Origin of the sequence: Mucilaginibacter lappiensis (assembly GCF_900155965.1) — a bacterium.
Taxonomy (GTDB): Bacteria; Bacteroidota; Bacteroidia; order Sphingobacteriales; family Sphingobacteriaceae; genus Mucilaginibacter; species Mucilaginibacter lappiensis.
Genome location: NZ_FTMG01000019.1, coordinates 90,547 through 115,256 on the forward strand (window position 1 = coordinate 90,547; position 24,710 = coordinate 115,256).

The 24,710-nt window shown below is 42.0% G+C and carries 21 protein-coding genes; 12 read left to right on the plus strand and 9 right to left on the minus strand.

Going from position 1 to position 24,710, the window contains the following annotated elements:
- Window positions 1–58 precede the first annotated feature (58 nt).
- Both BW976_RS25735 and BW976_RS29585 read right to left on the minus strand, forming a co-directional pair.
- Window positions 59–1,639, minus strand: coding sequence for a tetratricopeptide repeat protein (locus BW976_RS25735; RefSeq protein ID WP_245834783.1), 1,581 nt, complete (start codon window positions 1,637–1,639; stop codon window positions 59–61).
- Between the two features lie 253 nt (window positions 1,640–1,892).
- Window positions 1,893–2,051, minus strand: coding sequence for a hypothetical protein (locus BW976_RS29585; RefSeq protein WP_175614181.1), 159 nt, complete (start codon window positions 2,049–2,051; stop codon window positions 1,893–1,895).
- Between the two features lie 578 nt (window positions 2,052–2,629).
- On the opposite strand from BW976_RS29585, the gene BW976_RS25740 reads away from it, so the two are divergent.
- The 7 genes from BW976_RS25740 (at window position 2,630) to BW976_RS25765 (ending at window position 12,793) form a co-directional block, all read left to right on the plus strand.
- Window positions 2,630–5,035: a TonB-dependent receptor gene (locus BW976_RS25740; RefSeq protein WP_245834784.1), complete on the plus strand. Its 2,406-nt coding sequence runs from the start codon at window positions 2,630–2,632 to the stop codon at window positions 5,033–5,035.
- A gap of 29 nt (window positions 5,036–5,064) precedes the next feature.
- Window positions 5,065–7,473, plus strand: coding sequence for a TonB-dependent receptor (locus BW976_RS25745; protein ID WP_084192358.1), 2,409 nt, complete (start codon window positions 5,065–5,067; stop codon window positions 7,471–7,473).
- A gap of 1 nt (window position 7,474) precedes the next feature.
- Window positions 7,475–8,650, plus strand: coding sequence for a PepSY-associated TM helix domain-containing protein (locus tag BW976_RS25750; protein ID WP_076377985.1), 1,176 nt, complete (start codon window positions 7,475–7,477; stop codon window positions 8,648–8,650).
- Between the two features lie 2 nt (window positions 8,651–8,652).
- Entirely contained in the window at window positions 8,653–8,829 is a 177-nt protein-coding gene (locus BW976_RS29590; protein WP_175614182.1) for a hypothetical protein, read from the plus strand.
- Window positions 8,830–8,979: 150 nt separating this feature from the next.
- The gene (locus tag BW976_RS25755) at window positions 8,980–9,417 is read left to right on the plus strand and encodes a DoxX family membrane protein (RefSeq protein ID WP_076377987.1); all 438 of its coding nucleotides are present in this window, start codon (window positions 8,980–8,982) and stop codon (window positions 9,415–9,417) included.
- Window positions 9,418–9,785: 368 nt separating this feature from the next.
- Window positions 9,786–10,793 (plus strand): zinc-dependent alcohol dehydrogenase family protein, encoded by a 1,008-nt coding sequence (locus tag BW976_RS25760; protein WP_076377989.1) that lies wholly within the window; start codon window positions 9,786–9,788, stop codon window positions 10,791–10,793.
- Window positions 10,794–11,029: 236 nt separating this feature from the next.
- Complete coding sequence (locus tag BW976_RS25765) at window positions 11,030–12,793, plus strand: peptidase associated/transthyretin-like domain-containing protein (RefSeq protein ID WP_175614183.1); 1,764 nt, start codon at window positions 11,030–11,032, stop codon at window positions 12,791–12,793.
- A 531-nt stretch (window positions 12,794–13,324) separates the two neighbouring features.
- On the opposite strand, the gene BW976_RS25770 is transcribed toward BW976_RS25765, so the two are convergent.
- The 4 genes from BW976_RS25770 to BW976_RS25785 form a co-directional block, all read right to left on the minus strand.
- Complete coding sequence (locus BW976_RS25770) at window positions 13,325–14,305, minus strand: FecR domain-containing protein (RefSeq protein WP_076377993.1); 981 nt, start codon at window positions 14,303–14,305, stop codon at window positions 13,325–13,327.
- Window positions 14,302–14,877 (minus strand): RNA polymerase sigma-70 factor, encoded by a 576-nt coding sequence (locus tag BW976_RS25775; protein ID WP_245834785.1) that lies wholly within the window; start codon window positions 14,875–14,877, stop codon window positions 14,302–14,304. The genes BW976_RS25770 and BW976_RS25775 overlap by 4 nt, the downstream gene beginning before the upstream one ends.
- A 141-nt stretch (window positions 14,878–15,018) precedes the next feature.
- Window positions 15,019–15,597, minus strand: coding sequence for a porin family protein (locus BW976_RS25780; RefSeq protein WP_175614184.1), 579 nt, complete (start codon window positions 15,595–15,597; stop codon window positions 15,019–15,021).
- 209 nt (window positions 15,598–15,806) lie between these two features.
- The gene (locus BW976_RS25785) at window positions 15,807–16,874 is read right to left on the minus strand and encodes a hypothetical protein (protein ID WP_076377997.1); all 1,068 of its coding nucleotides are present in this window, start codon (window positions 16,872–16,874) and stop codon (window positions 15,807–15,809) included.
- 315 nt (window positions 16,875–17,189) lie between these two features.
- Between BW976_RS25785 and BW976_RS25790 the strand changes: the two genes are divergently transcribed.
- From BW976_RS25790 to BW976_RS25800, 3 genes are all read left to right on the plus strand, one after another.
- Entirely contained in the window at window positions 17,190–17,693 is a 504-nt protein-coding gene (locus BW976_RS25790; RefSeq protein ID WP_076377999.1) for an RNA polymerase sigma factor, read from the plus strand.
- Between the two features lie 4 nt (window positions 17,694–17,697).
- Entirely contained in the window at window positions 17,698–18,342 is a 645-nt protein-coding gene (locus tag BW976_RS25795; RefSeq protein ID WP_139332426.1) for a hypothetical protein, read from the plus strand.
- A gap of 446 nt (window positions 18,343–18,788) precedes the next feature.
- Window positions 18,789–19,154: a DUF488 domain-containing protein gene (locus BW976_RS25800; protein WP_076378003.1), complete on the plus strand. Its 366-nt coding sequence runs from the start codon at window positions 18,789–18,791 to the stop codon at window positions 19,152–19,154.
- Between the two features lie 102 nt (window positions 19,155–19,256).
- Here the strand turns inward: BW976_RS25800 and BW976_RS25805 are convergent, their stop codons facing one another.
- A complete protein-coding gene (locus tag BW976_RS25805) occupies window positions 19,257–21,152 on the minus strand; it encodes a chloride channel protein (RefSeq protein ID WP_076378005.1) in 1,896 nt (631 codons plus the stop codon).
- Window positions 21,153–21,409: 257 nt separating this feature from the next.
- Here BW976_RS25805 and BW976_RS25810 point away from each other — a divergent pair, with 257 nt between their 5' ends.
- The gene (locus BW976_RS25810) at window positions 21,410–22,105 is read left to right on the plus strand and encodes a Crp/Fnr family transcriptional regulator (RefSeq protein ID WP_076378007.1); all 696 of its coding nucleotides are present in this window, start codon (window positions 21,410–21,412) and stop codon (window positions 22,103–22,105) included.
- A gap of 44 nt (window positions 22,106–22,149) precedes the next feature.
- On the opposite strand, the gene BW976_RS25815 is transcribed toward BW976_RS25810, so the two are convergent.
- Together BW976_RS25815 and BW976_RS25820 are read right to left on the minus strand one after the other, a co-directional pair.
- Complete coding sequence (locus BW976_RS25815) at window positions 22,150–22,359, minus strand: hypothetical protein (protein ID WP_076378009.1); 210 nt, start codon at window positions 22,357–22,359, stop codon at window positions 22,150–22,152.
- 33 nt (window positions 22,360–22,392) lie between these two features.
- Window positions 22,393–23,130, minus strand: a complete 738-nt coding sequence (locus BW976_RS25820) for a DUF5020 family protein (protein ID WP_076378011.1) — start codon at window positions 23,128–23,130, stop codon at window positions 22,393–22,395.
- Window positions 23,131–23,329: 199 nt separating this feature from the next.
- Between BW976_RS25820 and BW976_RS25825 the strand changes: the two genes are divergently transcribed.
- Window positions 23,330–24,421 (plus strand): hypothetical protein, encoded by a 1,092-nt coding sequence (locus BW976_RS25825; RefSeq protein WP_139332427.1) that lies wholly within the window; start codon window positions 23,330–23,332, stop codon window positions 24,419–24,421.
- Window positions 24,422–24,710 lie beyond the last annotated feature (289 nt).

The window sequence follows — 24,710 nt, forward strand, 5'->3', positions numbered from 1 at the left end:
CTCCCTGGATTTTTATTCTATCCTGTTTCCCCTAATTTCACTCACCACTCACCGCCCCCTATAAAGCTTGTATAAAGGTGGATAGGTTATCGCCCTGTTCAAGGTTGAGTTTTTTGCGCAGACGGTAGCGGGCAACACGCAGGCTATCGATGGAGATGCCCAATAAACCTGCAATATCTTTGGAGTCCATATTTACTTTAAGCAATGCAATCAACCTCATATCCGTTGATGTAAGCTCGCTGCTGTGCAGTTTCAGTTTATCGAAAAACCGTTGGTGTACCTGTTCAAAAGCAAGCGTAAACTCTTTCCACTGCTGCTCGTGGTTAAAGCTTTGGTTTATTTGCTGGATAATCTGCTGCATTTGTTTTTTCTGATCGCGCTTATCTTCCTTCACCATATCCTGCAGGGTATTACGCATGTTTTCCAGTAGCTGGTTATTTTTGATCAGGTTTAATGTATGTGTTGATAGCTCCTGGCTTTTAAGCTCCAACTGCTGTTTCAGGCTCTCCTCTTCCAGCTGCTTATTTTTTAATTCCAGTTGCATCAACTCATGCTGGGCTTCAAATATCGACTTGTTTTGTTCAGCCAAAACGCGCTGATCCCTTATCTTTAACCGTTGGCGGCTAAATGTTACCAATCCCAAAACAATCAGCAGCAGTACAATAGTGACAATAGCAATGGTAACTATCTGGTTTATTTTGCGGATATTATTGAGCCTTACAATTTCATCACTCTTCTTATCCATATCATACAACACCTGCAAAAAAGAGGTTTGCTTGAGACTCTCCCTGGAATATACTTCGAGCGAATACTTACGGCTCAGTTCAAGGTAATGATAGGCACTATCCATTTGGTGAAGCAATTGATAGCCCTTGCCGAGGTCACGGCAGGCGGCAGCAAGCTGATAAAGGTTATTGTTTTTTACAGACAAGGTATAAGCCAGGCGCGATTGCTCAATTCCCTGTGCATATTTGCCCGTTTTTCGCAAAATATCACCGATGTTATTGATCACCTCAATACTGGCCACCTCGTCATGGTGTTGCCGGTAAATCTCCAGCGATTTTTTAAAGCAGGTGTAAGATGAATCGTAATTGGCCAGATCCTCGTGGATACTGCCCAGGTTTTCGTATATTTTTGCCTGCCCGTAATTGTCCCCAATCTGGTTATAGGTACGTAGGGCCAAATGCTGGTAATAAAAAGAACTGTCGTATTGATGATGTTTCTCGTACAGGTGCCCTATAGCGCCAAATATTTCTGCCTGTCCCTTTTTATTGCCGGTAGACGTATAAAGCGCCAGTGCTTTATTGTATAGCTGGAATGCTTTATCCGATTGCTTGTTATAATAATACAGGATCCCCATTTTGCCCATATTCTCCGCCAGCAGGTCTTTGTTGTTTTCCTGCGCGAATATTTTATCGGCATGTAAATAAAAATCCAGGGCCTGGGCGTAGTGCCCCTGGTTAAAGCAAATCTGTCCCATTTGCTGCAAAATCCGGCCTGCCGCCATGCTATCATTATCCTGAATGGCTTTGGCATGCGCTTTTTTAAGTATAATAAGTGCCGAATCTGGATGCGGTTGCCCTAATGATTGTAATTGCTGAAACTGGGCGCTTTTTTCTGATTGGGCACGGGCGGCCATGTTTAAACATAACAAAAGCCCAAACAGAACCAACATGAATTGCGAGGGCCGGGCATAAATGCTAACCATACATTAAAATTGAATGGGTGATCATAGTATTAAACAGGGCATTAACTCGCTATCTGGAATAGCAAACAAAGAAAACATTTTAATGTAACCTTAATGTTAACAAACCACTAGATTACATTAAGGAAACATTGAAATAACAATTCAATACTACGAGGGTATTAACCCGGAAAGATCCGGATATCGTTTAAGCGTTGGGATTATTTTCGTTATGTTTTGTGGGCCTGTTCTCAGAACGATTCATTTCCTTCTCTATCTTTTTCTTATCCTTCTGATTTTTCCAGGCCAGTAAGCCAATAATTCCAAGCGCTAATAGAATGATCAGTGCGATTAAAGGATAATTCATAACCAGTTAAATTGGGTTCAGACGTAGAGGAAGGATTCGAACCTTCAGCGTGCTGCCATCCAGCGCTCTACTATTACCATAAATAAATTATAGTTTCTTTTAATTCCGGGGCAAATCTAAGCAGGTAATGCTATCTCCGGGTTAATCATATATTAATTAATTGCCTGATGCGAAAATAATGATCGCTCTTATACCTGTTTTAATTGAAGAATATGACAATGTCATTTTATTGCTATTTTTATTTGGATTTAATCTAAATAAGAATTTATTTTGCGGCGTGATTATCACCAGGGAAATAACAAGAGGTACAGATTCCATAATACATTATAGTCATGGTTAGGTTAACACACGCCTATCTTCCTGTATCTACACCTCTTTTATTCCTGATCTCTCTGATCACAAACAACTCCGGAGCCTGCCTGCAAAATTTCAGGCTCTGAATTTTAACCGGTCCTTTAATCATTTAATTATTTAAACCAACTATGCATTTTTTTTACCCCCCCGTTTTACGTTTTAACTCCACACAAGCTAAGAAGAGCCTATCTCTTTATCGCGGAGCAACCATAAAATTCTTAAGCTTGATTATTCTGTTAGCTACTACTCATTGGTGCTACGGGCAGTCGGCCTCTACCGGCACCATTACCGGAACCGTACAAACTGCCGACGGAAAACCAGCAGCTTCTGTGTCTATTTCGTTAAAAGGGCTTACCCATGGCACCATGGTTGATCTGAACGGACATTACGAACTAAAAAATATCCATCCAGGCACTTATAGTTTGGTTGCACGCCTTATTGGTCTATCCACACAAACCAAGCAAGTGGTCGTAAATGCTGGTGAAACCCTCCAGTTAGATTTTACGCTTCAGGAAAGCAGTCAGCAATTACATGAGGTAGTGGTAAGCAGTAAAAAAGCAAATCGTTTTTCAGCACCCAAAAGCAGTGATGCGGCTAAAATGCCTTTAAATAACCTGGAAAATGCTCAGGTATATTCAACCGTAACAAGCGCTCTGATGACAGAACAGTCTGCTTTTTCTATGGACGACGCTTTAAGAAACGTGCCTGGTATTAACCGGCTTTGGGCAGCAACAGACAGATCTGGATTTGGTAATGGTAGTTCTTTTGCACTGCGGGGCTTCCAGTTGAATACTTCTCTACGAAACGGCTTACCCAGTAATGTAAGTACTACGATAGATGCCGCAAATATTGAAAGTATTGAAGTGCTTAAAGGCCCCTCGGCTACCTTATTCGGTAGCGCAGTAACATCATACGGCGGATTGATTAACCGTGTTACCAAAAAACCCTATGACCATGTTGGCGGCGAAATTGCTTATAGCGGCGGAAGTTATGGCTTTAATCGTCTTTTGGCAGACGTTAATACACCGCTCGATTCTGCTAAAAACCTTCTGTTTCGCATCAATACCTCATTGAATACGCAAAAGACATGGCAGGATGCCGGTTTTCATAACAGTATATTTGTTGCACCGAGCCTTACTTATAAAGTGAATGAGCGGTTATCTTTTTCATTTGATGCGGAACTGTATAAATCGGAAGGGACTACACCAACCACTTTCTTCTTCTATGCCACCGTACCTCAGCTAGGTGTTAACAGTGCAGATAAGCTCAATTTAGATTATAACCGCGCCTATATCAGCAATGACCTGGTGCTCAGATCATCGAACCTTAATTTTGTAGGCCAGATGAATTATAAGCTATCTGACAATTGGACCTCGCAAACCAATATCTCGGTAGTCAATACCAATTCATATGGCCCAATGCCATACTTCTACCTTTTAGCTGGCAACAAGCAGATTGCACGTAACGTTTGGACTATAGACGGGTATGACCGCACGCTTGATATTCAACAAAATTTTGTAGGCAAATTCAATATCGGAACGGTAAAAAACCGGGTTGTGGCTGGTATAGATTATTATAATTACAATGCCAATGTGGTTTACCATGAGTTTTCGGGCACAGCAGGTGGGCAAACTGCCGATGATTTGTTTGATGTGATCAACTCGACAGGCAATATTCCTAATTACTTAAATTTTAACAAGGCTAAAGTAGATTCGGCCTATGCCAACAGCCCTGCGTCTAAAAACCCCTACATTATATCCAATAAACAATATATAACCAGCGCCTACATATCAGACGTTGTTAATATCACCGATCAGTTGATTGTTAATGCAGCATTGAGAATAGACCATTTTGACAATGCGGGCAATTACAACCCAACTAGTGGCACAACCAGCGGCGGCTTTAAACAAACTGCCTTATCACCAAAATTTGGGGTGGTTTACCAGGTATTTAAAGACAAAGTATCTCTGTTTGGTAATTTTCAAAACGGTTTTACCAACAAGACCGGAACTGATTATGCGGGGCATTCTTTCAAACCAGAGCAAGCCAATCAACTGGAAGGTGGTGTTAAGCTGAATGCTTTTGACGGAAAGCTAAGCGGAACGATAAGCTATTACGATATTAAAGTGAAGGACATTGTACGTTCAGATATCGATCATCCTAACTTCTCCGTACAAAACGGTACGCAGCTAAGTAAAGGTTTAGAGGCTGAGATTATTGCCAATCCGTTTACCGGCTTCAATATCGTGGCAGGCTACGCCCATAATAACAGCAAATACACCAATGCCGATGATGACGTGAATGGATTAAGGCCAAACAGCTCGGGCCCTGAAGATATGGCAAATCTGTGGTTAAGCTACCGTATTACAAAAGGATCGGCGAAAGGATTGGGTTTTGGCTTCGGAGGTAATTATTCGGGCAAAAGTCTGGTTGTGAGCAGCAAAAGTTCTGGTCAGTTTTATGTTCCGGAATACACCGTGTTAAATAGCAGCGTGTTTTATGATGCCGGCAAATTCCGCCTGACAGCCGCAGTAAATAACCTCGCCAATAAAAAATATTGGATTGGCTGGTACACCGTAAACCCACAGCAATTAAGGAGCATTTCTGGTAGCATCGCGTTCAAATTTTAATCGCCCTTAACAAAGCATTTGCACCAACCATGAATTTTATATCGCAGTTCCGTTTTACATCTAATCCTATCATAGCAAGTCGCCATGTACTTTACAGATGTGTCCTCGCCTTTTTATTCCTTTTATTCTGCTTACCCTCTTTTGCGCAGGCGCAAACGGGGTCTGTTAAAGGTACAGCAACTACGGCCGGGGCAAAACCAGAGGCATTAGTGAGCATTACTATAAAAGGTAGCACCAAGGGCGCACATACCAATGATAATGGATCTTATGAAATTTCAAACATTAAACCGGGCACTTATACTCTGCTTGTAAAACATGTAGGTTTTGTTGCACAAAGCAAAACAGTTGTTATTAAAGCAGGTGAGTCAGTTACCGCTGATTTTACACTCAACGAAGACAACCAGGCCTTGCAGGAAGTTGTGATTACTTCTGGCTATAACAAGTTTGCAAAAAAGGAAACCGGTTACGTAGCCAAAATGCCTTTGAAAAACCTGGAGAATCCACAGGTATACAATGTGGTGCCTAAAGAATTATTACAGGACCAGGTAATTGTTAGTTATAACGATGTATTAAAGAACGTTACCGGGGTAAGTCAGGCCTTAGTTAATGGCTCAAACTCCTTTAACCTGCGCGGCTTTTTCACCACCAGTTATCTCCGTAATGGCTTGCAGGATAATAAGCCCAACAGCATTGAAGTAGCTAACATCGAGCGTATTGAAGTACTAAAAGGGCCTTCGGCTACTTTATTTGGCAGCAGCTTAACCTCTTTTGGTGGTTTATTGAACCGGGTAACCAAAAAACCATTTGAAACCTTTGGCGGCGAAATAGCCTACACCGTAGGTGGCTTTGGCTTAAGCAGGGTAACTGCCGATATAAACACTCCTTTAAACCAGACCAAAGGTTTGTTTTTACGCACCAATGTGGCTTATGACGATGAAGGCAGTTTTCAGGATGCCGGTTTTACCAGGCGCTTTTTTGTGGCCCCTTCATTACTCTACAAGGTAAACGATCGTCTTTCTGTATCATTAGATGCCGAGATCTATACCCAAAAAGCAAATGATTTTAATCGTTTGTTCCCGGAGGCATCGTTCACCAAAACCAATCCACGTGACCTGGGTATCGACTGGACAAAATCATATAGCAGCAATGACTTGTATGAAACCACCCCATCGGTAAGCGTTTACGGACAGGTAAATTATAAACTATCGGATAGCTGGACCTCACAATCCTCTTTTTCGCATACCAACTCCAGTGTAGAGGGTTACTGGAGCTATAACAGCATTCAGGGCGACAGCGTAGTAGTACGCAATCCAGCCTATGAACATACCACCTATAACTATACCGAGGTACAGCAAAATTTTAACGGAGATTTTAAAATAGGCCAACTCCGGAACAGGGTCGTGATCGGGTTGGATTATTTTGCCGGTACATCCACCAGTTCATCGCTTACATTATATGGTTTTGACCGGGTACGCATACAGGGAAAAGATCCCCGGTATAATGAGCTGACCAAAACATCGCTGGATGCGGCGCTTTCTAAACAACCATATAACAAAAGCGCAACCAGCCAAAGCACTTACAGTGCCTATGTGTCGGATGTATTAAACCTAACCGATAATTTATTAGTTATGGCCAGCTTACGTATTGACCATTTTGTAAACAACGGTAATAAAAACATTAACCAGGATACTACAACCGGAAAGTTTAACCAAACTGCTTTTTCCCCAAAACTGGGCCTGGTATACCAGATTGTACCTAATCATGTATCACTGTTTGGTAATTATATGAATGGTTTTAGCAATAATGCCCCAACGCGTCAGCCTGATGGCAACTTTTCGTCCTTTAAACCGAGCCAGGCCAATCAATGGGAAGGCGGTGTAAAACTGGATCTGTTTGATGGCAAGCTGAACAGTACCCTGAGCTATTACCACATCAAAGTAAGCGATGTGATCCATAATGATTTTACACCAGGTCGTTCGGCTTACCAGGTTCAGGATGGCGGCCAGTTAAGCAAAGGCTTCGAGGCCGAATTGATAGCCAATCCGTTTAGAGGTTTTAACCTGATAGCAGGCTACGCTTATAATAATATCTATACCATTAATACCAACCCCGATGTGGACGGACTGCATCAATGGACCGGTCCGGCCCAAACCGTTAACTTGTGGTTAAGCTACCACTTTTTAAACACCGATCTGAAAGGATTGGGTTTAGGTCTTGGCGGTAATTATGGTGGAAAAGCTTATATCCAACAGTCCAGATCACGAGGCGAGTTTTATATGCCCTCATATACGGTATTAAACGCGGTACTGAGCTATGATAAACCCGTTTACCGTGTGAGCCTGAAAATGGATAACCTCACCAACAAAGTTTACTGGGGTAGCTATGTAAGCCAGATGATGCCGCGCAGGTTTAGCGCTACGGTAGCTTTTAAATTATAATATGACACAATTAAAAAATATCAAAAAGTGGTTTTGGGTTCACCGGTGGACCAGCCTTATCTGTACCCTGTTTTTGCTGCTGCTATGCCTTACCGGCTTGCCGCTCATATTTGAAGAAGAGATACAGCAATGGTTAAGCACCGATGCGCCGTATGCGGTAATGCCTAAAAATACACCAACGGCCAACCTGGATAACTTTGTTAGCCAGGCGCGTCATCGTTATCCTAAAGATGTAATCACTTATATTTTTGTGGATGACAACGAGCCGCAGGTGGTAGTGAATATGCTGCCCTCCTATGCCTCGGATGTGAAGTTAACCCATTCCATGCAGTTTGATGCACGCACAGCCAAACTGCTTAAGGATGAGCCACCGCTTAACAGCCGGCCGCCAGATTTTATAGCCGTGATGCTTTCCTTACACCGCGATCTGTTCATGGAATTGCCCGGCGAACTGTTTGTGGGTTTGATGGGGATATTCTTTGTAATATCCATGATCTCGGGCATAGTTTTATATGGCCCGTTCATGAAAAAGCTCGATTTTGGAACCATACGGTCGGGACGTTCGCGCCGGCTTAAATGGCTCGATCTGCATAACCTGCTGGGTATTGCCACCGCAGCCTGGCTACTGGTGGTAGGCTTTACTGGTGTGTTGAATGAACTTTCCACCCCGCTCTTTGGCTTATGGCAAATAACCGATGTTAAAGCCATGCTGGATAAGTACAAAGGCAAACCGGTTCCAAAAACAGAAGACTTAAGTTCGGTACAGGCTGCGTATCAAACCGCAAAAAAAGCCCTGCCCGATGCCACCATAACCAGTATTGTTTATCCGGGCAATCTATATGGCAGCCCTTTTCATTACCTGTTTTGGGCTAAAGGTAATACCCCTTTAACATCGCAATTATATAATCCTATATTGGTAGATGCACCTTCGGGCAAGCTTACTGCCGTAGTGAAAATGCCCTGGTATCTCCGTTCCATAGAAATATCAAGGCCCCTGCACTTCGGTAACTATGGAGGTACGCCTTTAAAAATTATCTGGGCCATATTTGATATCATAGCCATTGTGGTGCTTATCAGCGGTGTTTACCTGTGGATTACGCGCCGTAAGTTTTACGCAGAATATTTCCTGCGCCTATCGGCCGAAGAAAATAACGAATCATTGATAACCAATAATTAAGGATGAACAGAAAAGTTTGGGGCATCCCCTTGATATTAGCACTTATTACCATATTTGGATTGCTGGCTGCCTTGTTGGGCACCGGTGTATGGTATATACTTTCATGGATAACGCTGATCATTCCGATAGTGACCATTGTTTGGAAGTGTGGAAATCCCACTGTCAAATCAAAAAGCTAACATTTAAACAAATACGGACCCAAAAGGCCCGTATTTGTTTAATACAATAGCTGCTGCCATAAGTATGTCAATTTTAAAGGTCTAACTACGTAAAGCCTTTGGGTGTGTAAATGTTATCTAACTTTACCCGCACCTTAACATACTATCATCATGAATAACACAACTAAAGTACCGCAGTTATTTTTGCGCCTGGCACTTGGTATTGGTTTTATCCTCCCCGTATTGGACAGATTGGGTGTATTGGGCGAAGCCGGCATAAACGGTAATGCCTGGGGCAACTGGGCCAATTTTGTAACTTATACCAATACCCTGCTTCCATTTTTGGGTAAATCAGCAGCGGGTGCCATGGCCATTCTCGCTACCATTGCCGAAGCCTTATTTGGTGTTTTATTGATTATCGGGTACAAAACCAAATTGACCGCGCTGGGCAGCTTCGCGCTTACCCTGGTCTTTGCCTTGTGTATGGCCATTTTTGTTGGCCCAAGAATACCTTTTAACTATTCGGTATTTGCTGATAGTGCCGCGGCTCTTTTATTGTCAACCATCCCTGTTTATTACTGGAGTGTGGATAGTTATTTAAAAAAATGATTTAGTCCCATACAGGAGGGCAACTACACCATTAAGATGAAATGGAAGGATGGCAGGGTCATTGATTATCATATCCTACCGCCCCGGTCAAGGTCAAAATAAACGGTACTATTAAAACAGTCAGTAACGAAAAAGCATAAAAAAGCGGGACCATTTAAAATGGCTCCGCTTTTTTATTTTAAAGATGCAATAGCTACATCGGCAATATCACGGAGTGTTTGTTCATCGGCACCTGTCCTGGCGGCTGCCTTTACCCCGGTGATAAAAGATGATAATTACGGATATAATTAAATACACGATCTGTTAAGATGATGTGCCCTTAAAAACAATATCCACAACTGGGTATTATATCAGTATAAACCACAGTCATGAAAACTATTCAGATAAAGCGTTTTGGAGTTGATAATTTAGAATTGGTTGATATACCCCTGCCCATTATTAAACCAAACGAGGTATTGGTACGAATAACGGCTGCAGCATTGCAGTATCTTGATCTGCAGGTTATCAATGGCCTCATAGATCCTAAGCTTCCTTTGCCGCATACCCCGGTTTCTGAAGGCGCGGGAATAGTTGAAAAGGTGGGCAAGGAGGTTACCAAATGGAAAACCGGCGACAGAGTACTGATCAATTTTATTCAGAAATGGCTTGCAGGTAAAACAAACAATGAAGCCAACAGCTTGCGTATAGGTCTGCAAATACCCGGCACCCTGGCAGAGTACATGGCCGTTCCTGAATATGGACTGGTTGCATCGCCCCCAAATTTAACTGATGAAGAAGCCTCCACATTACCGGTAAGCGGATTAACAGCCTGGACAAATTTAGTTTCTAATGCTGATGTCAAAGCCGGGCAAACGGTACTGATACAAGGTAGCGGCAGTGTTTCTCTATTTGCGTTACAGATAGCTAACACATTAGGCGTAAAAATAATTGCCAGCACAGGCGACGACAAAAAATTCGATAAATTAAAAGCTTTAGGGGCTCACGAAACTTTTAACTACAAAAAACATAAAGAATGGAGCAAAGAAGTAAAGAGGCTTAATGGAGGCAAAGGGGTAGACTTTACCATTGATGTAGGTGGTAGCAGCACCATCAGCCAATCTATTCTTTCATGCCGGGAACACGGTTATGTAGCTGTAATTGGTTTTTTAACAGGTGGTAACTTTGAGTTTGACGCCCATAATCTGATCATGAATTATATAAGATTGCAAGGATACTCAGTTGGCAGCCGGGTCGATCTTGAAAACCTGGTAAGCGCAGTTGAAGTAAATAATATTAAACCTATCATAGATACTGTCTATCCGCTTAGCAAAACGCGGGAGGCTTTTAAATACCTGGAAACCGGAAAATCACTTGGAAAAGTGATCATTAAACTCTGAGAGTTTTATAATTACAATCCGATATCTTTATTAATTCTTCGGAAAAATATCAGTCCTTTCATTGTTTATAAATAATTTTGTCACTATCGGGCAAAACTGCCATCTAACCTAAAATAATTTAAAAACAGCGTAAGGGTAAAAGCCCTTGAGCGTGTTATATACGCGCCTTGCTTTATGCAGCCCCAAATCGGCTCATGAAACAGGTGTATTATAACACACAAAGCATCTATAAATTAATGACCATCAACCAAAAACTAATCACCCATGGCCTTGCGCTTTTTATACCCGCGCTTTTTTGCACAAAACTTTATGCTCAGAATAACCTGATGAAAGAGATCTCTATCGGCGAGATCAAACAGCAGCGTATGGGCAATGTACTGGATAAAATTGCCAGCAAAGGCAATTTTTATTTTGCCTATAACAACAAAACCGTCCCGGCCGATAGTATGGTATCTGTCGCGGGTTACCACGGAACGCTTTTTAGCCTGTTGGATAAATTATTGGGTGATAGTTACGAATTTAAAGAAGTACCCGGATACATTGTATTAAGGCATGCGCCCGGCAAATTATACATCACTGCCGAGGTTGATAAAGAGCTGGGAATAGTTAAAGGTTACGTAAATGATGTTACGGGACAAAAGGCTATACCACAAGCCAGCGTTTATGAAAAGAACCAGCTGGTATCAACCTTAACTAATGACAAGGGTTATTTTGAGCTCCGGCTTAAAAACCCAGGCGGCGCGCTCTCCTTAAGCGTAAGCAAGGAGAATTACCGCGATACCGCCCTTTATATATTACCAGTAGTTAACGTGGACTCCAAGCATAACAATAACAAGAATTACAAATATTACCCTGACGAAGGTTCCGGGAACGGCGTGGAGCATAGCCGCTTTGCCCGCTTTTTTATCAGCTCCAAACAATTGGTACAAGGCATGAACCTGGGCAACTTTTTTGCTTCAAGCCCTTACCAGGTTTCGCTGGTACCAGGCGTAAGTTCGCACGGCATGTATAACAGCCAGATCATTGATCATTTTTCGTGGAACCTACTGGGTGGTTATACCGCGGGAATAGATGGTGTTGAAATTGCCGGCTTATTTAACATCAATCATAAAAACATGAAATTTTTGCAGGCGGCAGGCCTGTTTAATTTTGTGGGTGGTAGCACCAGGGGAATCCAGATTGCCGGTCTCTATAACAATGTATCACATAATGCCTGGGGTTTGCAGGCAGCAGGTTTGTTTAACAGGGTCCAGAATTTTACCGGCGGTATGCAGCTGGCGGGCATAGGCAATATTGATCAGCAAGCCAGCGGATTTCAGGTTGCCGGTATATTTAACCATACCCATAACTTTAAAGGTATTCAGTTTGCCGGTTTATTTAATAAGTCAGATACCTTAAAAGGCATACAACTCTCCAGTTTATTTAACCGTTCGGGCGAAACCGGTTCGCAATTTACGGCTCTTGTCAATAGAGCCAAAAAAGTAAAAGGATTCCAGTTTGCTTTGGTAAACGTTGCCGATAGCAGCGATTATTCCATAGGTATCTTAAACTTTATCAAAAACGGCGAAAAAAGCCTGGCCATCAGTACCGATGAAAATCTGTTCACCCATCTTGATTTCCGCTCGGGCGGCAGAGTCATGTACGGTTTGATTGGTGCCGGTTATAAATTTGGCAATGCCGCATCCAAATATGTATTTGACCTGGGTTTTGGCGCGCATATCGTCAATCATTCCAAATTCTCCTTAAACGGCGAGTATACAGTTGAACTCATTACCGATACCAAAAAGAAATTCTACCAAACCCAATCCTTTAAATTATTACCGGGTTATAAGTTGAATAAGTTGCTGCGCCTGTTTGCAGGCCCAACGTTTGATATTACCGGTTCCGACCCAAATGATGATGCCCAAATTCACGGCTGGGAACTGAGCAAACATATCAGCGGTAATAACATCACTACTGTAAGTATCGGCGTAACCGGCGGCTTACAGTTTGTTTGGTAACAAAAAAGAGACGCATGTGATGCGTCTCTACAGTTAAAAAATAGGGGTAAAAAGAGGACTGTATCGCAAATCAAATTGACCGCCCTTGATAATTGTTTTTAATTCCCTCCCCACAGGAGGGGCGCGCTGGGTAGATGTAATGGCAGGGAGGGGTTTCTACGCGCGATGATTATCCTGTTCCATAAACCCCTTCCTCCCCTTCCCGAGGGAAGGAATCGCACAGGGCTTCAGCTTTTTTTGGTCGGCTGTCCGCCAATCCAGGAGTCCACGCCTGGATATTATTTTAGGTAGCGTCCACGCTTACTTAAGTATGGGTTCAAGCGTGGACGTTTGAACCAGCAGTGATATTTATACAAAAAGTGGGTTTACACATTTTTCTTAAAAAAATAAATAACTAATTGATTATCAATTATATAAATCAATATTAACCATAAAAAGTGTAAACCATGTAAACCCACTTTTATAACACTGCGTATCCGAACGGATTAAAGAAAAAGAGGCTAATCATGATTGATGATACAGCCTCTTTTATTATTGAATGATGATATTATTTCCCGTTCCTATGATTTTCATAGCAGGGGTTGTTCCTTTAATGGCATTCAATACATTGCTCAAGGGATCAGTCCATTTGATGGGGATGGTGATGGGAATATTACGCAGGGCGGCGTTCTCAATTTTGATATTCGCGTTGTAAGCCTGATTCAATACATCGATCAAACGTGATAGAGGTACTGCATTGGCGTTAAAGACAGACTCTTTATAATAGCCATACAGGTTGTCAGTGCTTTTTTCAACCTTCAACTGTTTATCTTCCGGATTGATGCTCACCATTTCATTACGGTTTAACCTTACCGCATTATTACTTCGGGTTACCTGTACAATTCCACTCTCTACAATGATCTGGGTGTTGTGTTCCTTGCTTTTTACGTTAAAGGCTGTGCCTACATCTTTAATGGTCACATCATTCACATGCACAGTAAAGGGGGCTGCCTCATTATGCTTCACATCAAAAAAAGCCTCGCCCGTAAGCGTTATCTCACGCTTTGATTTAAAAGTACCCACATAGCTTATACCCGAGTTTTTGTTCAGATGTACCACCGAACCATCGGGCAAGGTATCTACCCGTACCTGGTTTTTGGCCTGGATGTTCACCACCTGCGTAGCGGCATTTTGCTGGTACAGATAATAACCTATCCATCCGCCGCCTAGTACTAATACTGCTGCCGCAGCTATCTGTAGCCAATTGGTATTCCTCCTCATCGGAACCACTTTGGCCGGTTCTCTCTTAGGGGCAGCTCTTTTCTCCTTAAATTTCTCCCAGGCCTCGGCCTCACCCAGTGGACTAGCCTGCGCCAAACGCTTACTGGTTTCCAGGATAATTTTTACCTCTTCAAATTTTTTGGCGTTAGCGTCGCTGTCTCTTTTCCAGGTTTCAATTTCCTGCCTTTCGCCAGTGCTAGCCTCCCCCAAAATATATTTGATCAGTATATCTTCGCTCATATCCTGTTTCATGATCTAAACATATTAAATAGCATTAATGCAATTAGTGGTAAAAACTCTTTCATTTCTTTTCTTAATATCCGCAGCGCTTTGCCCATGTGGGTTTCTACCGTTTTTATAGATATATCCAGCTGGGTAGCTATTTCCTGGTATTTTAATTCCTGGAACCTGCTCAGCTGAAATATAGCCCGGCACTTTTCTGGCAGTTTACCCAGGGCCCGGCTTAAATGCTGCTCCAGTTCGCTCATTTTTAGTTTGCCAGCCGCATCATCTGTATCGTTCTTCATGGCATACGCTGTTGAGGTTTGATATTTTAATTGAACTTTTTGCCGCCTGATATAATTCAGGCTGTCATGATATACCGATTTGTACAGGTACGATTTGATGGATGTTTGTATATGCGACCATTCGTTTTTTTCCCAGAGTTTAAGGAACAGCGATTGCACAATTTCTTCCGCCACATCCCAGTCCTTCAGTAACGAGAAAGCATACGCGTGGAGTTCCCTAAAGTGTTTTTTGAACAGCTGCTCAAAAACGGCTTCATTTTCATTGATCAATTCGGCCGTCATCTCCTTATTATCCATTATTGGCTATTAGGTATTATTGAGAATCAAGATATAAGAGTCAAGAATCAAGAGCTAAGATAAAAGTAAATTAATTTGCTATTGCTTTTCTTGTTTCCCGAATCTTGATTCTTGTCTCTTGATTCCTGACTCTTATTTTAATTATTGAAATTTAAAGCCAACTCCCAGGCTAAAGATATTGACCTTTTGACCCAAATCTTTATTAACCTTGCTTAAGCCTAAACTGTAGCGGGCATCAAAAGTTAAGCTGCCAATATCAACACCAGCATCTAGTACACCCCCGGCGCTAAATTTTTTGTACTTAAAGCCTTCCGGAGCAATTGGTGTTTTAAGGTTATAGTACAGATCCGGACCAGCAGATACCCTGAAGTTCAGATCGGCAGTGTTCACAATCTTGTAACCTACCATTAAAGGTACGTTCAATTGCCTGAATTTAGCTTCATAGGAGTTTGAATTGAAGCGGTATTTATCGCTGAAGGTTACATAGTTTATCTCCGGCTGAAAATATATGGTTTGTCCGGCCCTGGCAAATACACCTGCGTTAAAACCTATTTTGCCCGATTTATCGTTAATAGCGCTCAGGCCTGTTTTTAAGGTAGAAAAGTTAACACCTGCCTTGATACCAAATTCAAGATCTGGTGATGACGACTGCGCTTTTGCAGAGCCTATCCCTAAAGTAACCAGGATAGCTGCTGTTGCAAATAATTTAATTGCTTTCATTTTTGGGTTTTTGTTTGTGATCATTTCTATTTATTGTGTTATTTGGTAGTATGACACGCCCGGTAGACTTTACCCTGACTGTGTTTTGAAAAAAATTTGATTTATACTAAAAGAGGGTGTCATGCTGAGCTAAGTCGAAGCATGGTGGTGTGGCCTCTGCGCTCTACCCTTCGACGGAGCTCAGCATGACACCTTTCTTTTTGTATCGTCTACAAGGCCACCTGTATACCGGCTGTATAACCGAGATAGAATCCATACAGGTCGCGGCCATCATGGCGTGTCCAACTGTTAATGTATTTTTTGGTCATCTCCCTGCCCTCTTCTGTATTGGTATTCACATAATTGATAGATGGCCCAGCGAATATCTCCACCTTATTCGCTATCCGGAATGATGGCATCAGCCTGAACGTTGATCTCCAATATTCGTCGCCGCCTTTAAAGCTTTCCAATCCATCATTAACTAATTCTGTATTCAGGCGGAACGACTGGATGGTTAACACATGCGCGCCAAAACCGGCCTCGTAAGCATACTTTTGCTTTTTATTCTTGAAATTATAACCAATACCCACAATACCATAAAACACTTTACCACCAGAGCGGAAGGTTAACAACGCGGTTTGATTTTGATCGAAGGTAGCGCCAAGGCTTTTTTCGCCGTTTTTGGCGACGTTTACAATACCTATTTGTGTACCTGCACTATCGGCAATGTTGATAAAGCCTATTTGTGTACCTTTTGATTTTTTAGCTACATTCATAAAACCGGCAATCTGTGTACCTTTATTATCACGGGCTATATTCATAAAACCAGCCAGTTGCAAGGTTGAAACATTACCGCCTTTATTCAAAAAGCCGGCTATCTGGGCACCACTGCTGCTAGCTGCTATGTTAGCAAAGCCAGCCACGGCCACACCGTGGCCACCGCCATAAGTGTTTAAAAATCCGGCTACCATAGTACCATCTGCATTTTTGCCTACATGGTTTGAAAATCCGGCTATCTGGAAACCACGCGCATCCTTATGGATAATATTGGAAAATCCGGCAATGGTAACCCCGCGTTCGGCGGCTGATACTCCGGCAATAAGGTTTAACGAAAAACTATTGGTATCACGAGGAGCATTTGTCCAGTTGCTGCTGAGCGGGTAAACTAAACCCACATTGGTGCGTGCCCGGTCATGATCCTGTGCCTGGGCATTGGTGCCTACTAATACTATTAAAAGAAATGTCCATATTTTTAAAATAGTTAATAAGAGGCTGTCATTGTTAGTGTAAAAGTTCATGTCTATATGATTTATCGTGTATTTGGAGCTATGACACGCCCCATGAACTTTACCCTGACTCTGTTTTAAAAAAATTTAGAGATAGAACGGAGAACCGGAAACAGAATCGAGAGACAGAGTTGAGAGCCCGGTTTCGAAGACAAAGCCGAGCGCCAGGTTCCAGAGATAAAATCCAGAGTGTGTACCTTAGAGTCCGGCTCACGATTCTGATACTGACTCTCCGCACCGGCTCTCTATTTAAAAAAAGGTAAAAAACTGTAACATTTTACTCCCCCGTGCGAATAATTGGTACAACACAATCATCGTAGATATTAAATGAGTAATCAACAAGAGGAAATATTTTTAACCGTAATTGAACAGAACAAAGGGATCATTTACAAGATCGCCAATTCGTTCAAGAAGGATGAAAATGATAAAAAGGACCTGGTGCAGGAAATCATCTTTCAGCTTTGGCGGGCCTTTCCCAGTTTTGATGACCGCAGTAAACTATCTACCTGGATGTACCGGGTGTCGCTCAATGTGGCTATCAGCTCCTATCGGAAAGAAAAAAAGAAGAATGATGTGATAGTCCCTTTGGCTGAAAGTATGATGGATTTTAGCGAGGAAGCAGAGGCATCACCCGAAACACAAATTAACCTCCTGCAACAGTTTATTAACGAGCTAAAGGAGCTGGACAGGGCCCTGATGCTGCTTTACCTGGAAGAAAAAAGCGGCAAGGAAATAGCCGAGATACTGGGTTTGTCTGAAGCAAACGTCAGGACGAAGACCAACCGCATTAAAGAACAATTAAAACAAAAATTTTCAAAAATTAACGCTTAATACCATGGAAGAGTCTACAATAAAACAAATGTGGCGAGATTACGATCAGAAGCTGGAAAGAGCATTGCAGCTCAATTATAAGATCATCAGGGAAATGCAAACCAAAAAAATAGAGGATCACATAAACTCGTTTCGCCGCAACCAGGTTTTTGGCGTGGTGGTAGGTATACTATTTACCGTTTTCCTGGTTTTCCTGGTGGTCAATAGCCTTAATAATATCTATTTCGCTATTTCAATTGGTCTTATCGCCTTGTTCAATGTTTTTGCTGTAGCCGCCTATATCAGACACCTGGCTATGTTAGAACGCGTGAGCATTACCGATACAATCACCCACACACAAGAAAAGCTGGCAGTTATACAAAGCTCCTTTAACATGGTAAGCAGAATAATGATACTGCAAACCCCTTTTTGGTGCACGTTTTGGTATAATCAGCAACTGGTTAATCATGGGGGAACAACATTTTGGGCCATTAACCTTACCGTTCTTGCTTTATTTACTATACTGTCTGTCTATTTATTCAATACATTAACATATAAAAACATTCACCGTAAATGGGTCAGAAGCTTTATTGAAAGTTTTGGGGGCAAGAAGATCATTAAAGCCATGGAGTTTTTGAAGGAGATAGAGGAGTATAAAACAGAGAGTTAAGAGAGAGTCAAGAATTAAGAGTTAAGAATCAAGAAATTTGACCGTAGTTTCTAAAATCATATTTTTCAGTTCCCTCCCCACGGGAGTGGCAATGTCATTAAGTTAAGGGGAAACGCAAAAGCAATTCAGCAAAAGCCCCCTCTAAACGGCGAAGCCCTCATGTAATAATCTCCCCCGGAAGAGGAGACTTAGCTTCAATTTTTTAAAGTCCTCCCTACCGGGGAGGATTTAGGTGGGGCTCCATGTGCTTAACTTAATGACATTGACGGGAGGGGTGTGGTGGGGTTGAGCGTAAATGCAGGGAGGGGGTTTATACAGCTGGCTTAAACTTGCCCGACGGTTAAACCCCTTCCTCCCCTTCTCCGAGGAAGGAATCGCACAGGGCCTTGGCTTTTTAATGGAATTAAATATTAACTTAATCACTAATTCAGTAATTAAAAATCCCTATGGGCGAACTACTAATAAAACGAATATATAGCCCGGCCGAAAAAGCAGACGGACTGCGCGTACTGGTAGACCGACTGTGGCCGCGTGGTGTAACCAAAGAACGGGCGCAAATTGACCGCTGGATGAAGGATGTAGCCCCATCAACCGAGCTACGCAAACAGTTTCATGGCAACCCGCAAAACTGGACAGAATTTCAGCACAACTACATCGCGGAGCTACAACAAGCCCCGGAAGCCGTTAATGAACTGGCAGAACTGATCAAGACCCATGACACGGTTACACTATTGTATTCGGTTCATGACGAACAGCAAAATCACGCGGTGATATTACGAGAGTTTTTATTGACGGTATTGAGAAATCGTTAAAGGCTCGCAGCACTAATTGATGAATGATCTTTTAAACACAAAAAGAATATGTCAAGGACATGGGGTTTTGTATGTGCAAATAAAATCCCGGCCCGGCTATTTTTAAAACCTTCTCCTTTGAAGAGGGTTGGGTGAGGTCTTCCTTCCCTTCACCAGCATTTTCATACGCTGCCTTTTAAGGGATATTTTCACATAAGGCTGCTGGGTTTTATCAGCCTCCATTTTAAAGGCCGAAATGATATCCCGGTAGGATAATATCCCCATCACCTGCTCTTCGCCGGATGACAATACCGGCAATACCTCCACATCTGTTTTTGACATCATTTCCATCGCGTAACGCAGTGTATCGTTACTTTTAACTGAGGCCCACACCTCTTTTTTGAGCATATCCTCCAAAGGCAAGGCCGGATCAAGGCTACTGTTATAAATATCCGTCAGCTTTAAAGTACCGTTAAATTCGCCATCATTATTTACTACAATGAGGTAATTGTCATGGATATTATTGGTACTTGCCCAGGCACGTACATCGGCGATACTGTTATTAAGGTTAATGACCGTTGCTTCGTCATTGATCACCTGCGAAACTACCATTTTTTGTAGGAGGTCGGGCTCAAAGGAATCAGGCGTAAAAATACCACGGCGGGCTATCTTTTCGGTCATAATGGTGTTCTCCATCAGGAAAAACGAAACCATGTAGGCCGCAGTACAGGCACCTAGCAAAGGCAACAGTGCATGCGACTGCATGGTGGCCTCCAGCGCGAAAGTGATACTGGTTAAATAGGCCCTCGAAGCCCCTGCAAACATGGCCGACATGCCGATCAGTGCAGCCATCGGAATGCTAATACCCGAGTTAGGGAACACCAATAAAATAAGCGTGCCTATAAGCGCCCCGGCAGCTCCCCCCATCGTAAGTAAAGGGGCGAGCGTGCCACCCGATGTACCGCTACCCAGCGCGATGGCCCAGGACAAAAATTTTAAAAACAACAGGTTGCAAATAATGATCAGCGGCCATTTGCCCGATAGTAAGCCCGTAATATTATCGTATCCAACACCCAACGTATGCGGCGCAAAAAAGCCGATAACGCCTACAGCCAAACCGCCGATAGCCGGCCACCAGATCCAGTGAATGGGTAGTTTTTCGAAATTGTCTTCAATAATGTATACTATTTTGGTGATGCCTAAGGATAAAAAGCCGATGATGATACCCATAAAACTGTAAATACCCAAGGCCAGGTTTGATGGCGAAGGCAGATCGGGCATGGGAAATACCGGGCCTGCCTCAAACAGCAAATGATGACCCGCTGCACCCGTGATACAGGCTAAAGCCACAGGCAGGATAGCCTTTGGCGAAAACTCAAACAACAACAATTCAATAGCCAGGAACACCGCTGCTATAGGCGTACCAAAAATAGCCGACATACCCGCCGTGGCCCCTGCCGCCAGGATGATCTTCCGCTCGTTGGCAGTTATCCGGAACAGCTGTCCCAAAGTTGATCCTAAAGCGCCGCCCGTGGCTATAATGGGTCCTTCGGCACCAAACGGACCGCCGGTACCTATAGCTATAGCTGATGATATGGGTTTTAGAAAAGTAATGGCCGGGTTGATGTTACTTTCGTTTACCAATATCTGTTCCATAGCCTCTGGGATACCATGCCCGCGGATAGCCTTTGAACCATAAAAAGCCATAATACCCACCAACACACCGCCAATAGCCGGAATAATAATAACCCATGACCCCAGATGATTACCAGCTGGCGAATGAAAACCCAGGCTGAACGAACCATAAAAAGAAATATTGGTAACCAGATTGATCAAATAGATCAAAACCTTGGCGATAAGGCTGATAGCAATTGCCACCGTTATCGATAAACAGGAAATAAACAGGAGTCGTTTCTTTTGGATAAAACCGTTTCCGGAATTGGATGGGTTCTCTATATAATTTAACGCGGGCGATATGGGTATCCCAGCTTTATTTGCGGCTTTTTTTAATGGTTCCATTTTGATGATGCCAGCAAATGATTGTTTGGGCCAGCTTTTCGGGGTACAAAATTAGAATTTTTTTATTATAAATATTGCATAAACAATATAAATAAAAAATTAATTTTATATTTTTACATGAATTATATTATTTAAACAATAAAACCATCACCCTACCCTCTCCTTTGGAGAGGGTTCTATATAGTTTTTGTTTCAAAGTCCTCTCCTTGGAGAGGATTAGGTGAGGTGAATTTTTTATTATTGCATACGCAACATTTATGACAAAAACCGCCCATACCTGCGATCTGAGCACCTGTTTTTTGTGCCGCAACAGCCTCAAAGACTGGCTGCCTGCCATAGGTGCCCATAAACAGAATATCACCCTGAAAAAAGGACAACAGCTTTTTAAAGAAGGCGACGACGTAACCGGTATATACTTTATGTATAAAGGCGTGGTAAAGGTTCACAAGCAATGGGACCAGGAAAAAGACCTGATCTTGCGATTTGCCAAACAGGGCGATATATTGGGCCATTTAGGCTTGGGCGATACCTCAACTTACCCTATATCGGCCACGGCTATTGAACCGGGGGTAGTGTGTTATGTTGAAATGGATTTCTTTGAGTCGTCATTAAATGTGAACAGTCAGCTCACTTACAAGCTCATGAAGTTTTTTGCTAATGAATTGCAGGAGTCAGAAAAAAGGATGCGCAACCTGGCGCACATGCCGGTAAAGGAACGCATTGCTCAGGCACTCCTATCACTGCGTAATCAGTTTGGCTTAAATGAAGATGGCTATGTAGATATTGAATTAACCCGGCAGGATATCTCTTCTTATGCCAGTGTGGTGTACGAAACCTTTTTTAAAGTGACCCAGGAATTTATACAAAACAAACTCATCACCCTGGATGGTAAAAGCATCAAACTCCTGAATGAGGAAGTTCTGAAAGAAATGACTTTGGGGCGGAAGAGATAGTGATTTATTGATCACCCTTTATTTCACAAGGTTAGACCAGTCCTTCAAATTTCACGCTTTTCTTTCAGCCTTATCAATATTTGTTGAAAAATCCGTTCTCCAATTGCTTGTAGTTCATGCTCATCCAAGTCGGCAACTTCAGTGTTTTGATCTTTAAACGATTGGTACCAACTCTTTACAATTGAACTTTCATCTTCAGAGCAATTACCATTTAAATATTCGTTTAATAAGAGAAGCAGCGAATGTTGATCCATCAGATTTTAAGATTTAACTATCTGGTTGTATGATTATAATTTAAGCCTGAACGCGATTGATGGATAAGTATGTAAAATATCATCAGGAGTGAGCGTGTGGTAATACATGTTTATTTTAGTACCTGCAGCAACCGTTTTGTTAAGCTTATACCAGAATTGGGGTTCGGCAAAAAACAATAATTGCTTTCCGTGCAACCCTATGGTTAAATTGTCACCATGATTTTTGTTTTGTGTCCAAATGGAAAAATCACCCGAAAACTCCATCCTGTAGTTAAATAGCCCCTTCCAAAAATAGAACGAGTACGACAGATCAGAACTGGGTTTTGCGAAAGTGGTATGTTTTAAATCAACCCCGCTGCTCACAAATGCGTTTCCCAGTTTAAAAGGATATGTTAAACCTATCGAATAGGTATTTTGAATATAATAACTGTATTGTCTTGGCGTAGTGATGCCAAGTCCTCCGCTATATTGTATACTAATAAATATTTTAGGTTTCCAGAAACGAAACTGCTGGAATACCTGCATATAAAATTGCCCTATGTTTGATTGTTCGCCAGTAAAATCAACTTGAGTTTTTAATAAGAATGCACCAAGCTTAACAAAGGATTTAGTGGTATCCTGGATTTTAAAATATTCAAAGTAAAGCGTTGGGAAATTTTGTGGGTTGTGACTAGGATCCAATGTATGGCGCAGATCATAATGGAGCTGCAATGATTGAGCACTAACATTGATGCCTAAAAATAACAAAACCGATAACAATAAAAATTTCATGAATAAGATAAAAACGCGGCGATATTGCACATTGCAAAACTGGCGCAGATGGTATAATTAATGCGGTAAGGCAGCGGAAATCTTACGGAATTGTATATTTATAGCCTAAAGCCCTTTAGTTGACAATATGGACCATCCCGATTATTTAGTTTTTTCGACTTTGTACCGAGAGGCATATGTGTTGTGTTTTAAACAACCGTTGAAACAACCCGTATCGGAAACGGAAAGCAAGCTCTTTTATAATCAGATTTGGGAACATACTGGTCTTAGTATTGGCTGGCGCAGCCTAAAAAACTATTCTTTTTATGTATTGGGTAATGAAAATGAAAAACAAGAAAACCCATCGATAGCAACACTGGATGCACTTGCCCGGTACGTTTTAAAAGCACCTTATACAAACGAGGTCACCAGAAAAAATAACGAGGCTCATCATCCTTATTGGTTTTTATACCGGGAGCGTTATCTTGAAAAAGTAGAGGTAGCTCCAAAAGCAAAGAATCGTTTTCCGGTTTTCGCGGTATTAGGGATCATCATATTAATTTCCGGTATAGCACTTTATTGGTGGTATAAATCACAGGCAGCTCTTTCATTTACGGATGATTTTAAAAGAACTGATGAGCAGAGTTTTCAAAACAAGGGATGGCAGGTGGTTAATAAGAATGATGAGTACTGGATGAAACGAAATAGCCTGGCGAACTCATTAACGTTATTTACTTTACCAGGAGATAACTGGCCCGATACCTCCAGTGCGCCATCTATACAAAATCTGTTGATCAGGAAATTGCCCCAAAACTGCTTTAAAGCCGAATTGCAAATGGAAAGCTTTATTCCGGCCGGAGAATGGCAGCAGGCGGGCCTTTTGTTATTAGCCGATAGTAGTCTTAACAGCCCAAGTATACGAATTTCATTGGGCTACAATGATTTCTTTGGTGGCAATCAACAACCAAAAGAAGTTATCGTGCAGGCGATATCCACACCCGGAAACGGTGAAAAGCCAGAGGAATTTATCCATTTTAAAGTATTAGCACCCGATAGCGCGGCAGAAAAGCCCGTATTGTTTGGAAATTTAAAACACACAGCCCTGCGTATAGAAAAACAGGGTCGGCATTACCGGTTTCTTTATGCCGGTGGGTTAACGGTTAATGACGCTTTTAAAGAATTAGCCGTAAAAGATTTAATTACAGAACCTCGTTATGTAGCTATATTTGCCTTGAAAGGAAGAGTAAAGGATACTCCTGTTGTGCCGGTTGTTATCAGAAAGTTTATACTTCAACAATTACCGTGTGATTAACAATAACGTAACATAGAATTTTCCAATCCCTATAATTTTTAGTATATTTATGTCAACAGCCCGATTCCTTTTTTAAAGAAAACCGGGCTGTTTTGTTAAGACTCCAACAGGGCCCAAAACTGACCATTTTATATGTATCTATTTAACAATCAATAAATTAATACTTTTTAAAGTTTTTAAAACCACTCAAAACTGTGTTAAAATTTGTTAAAAAGTGTTAAAATGAGGGTTTTTCAAGCAGTTTTCGAGCAATTTTCCATCCATTTCGACCCGAAAAGTGTTAAAATTT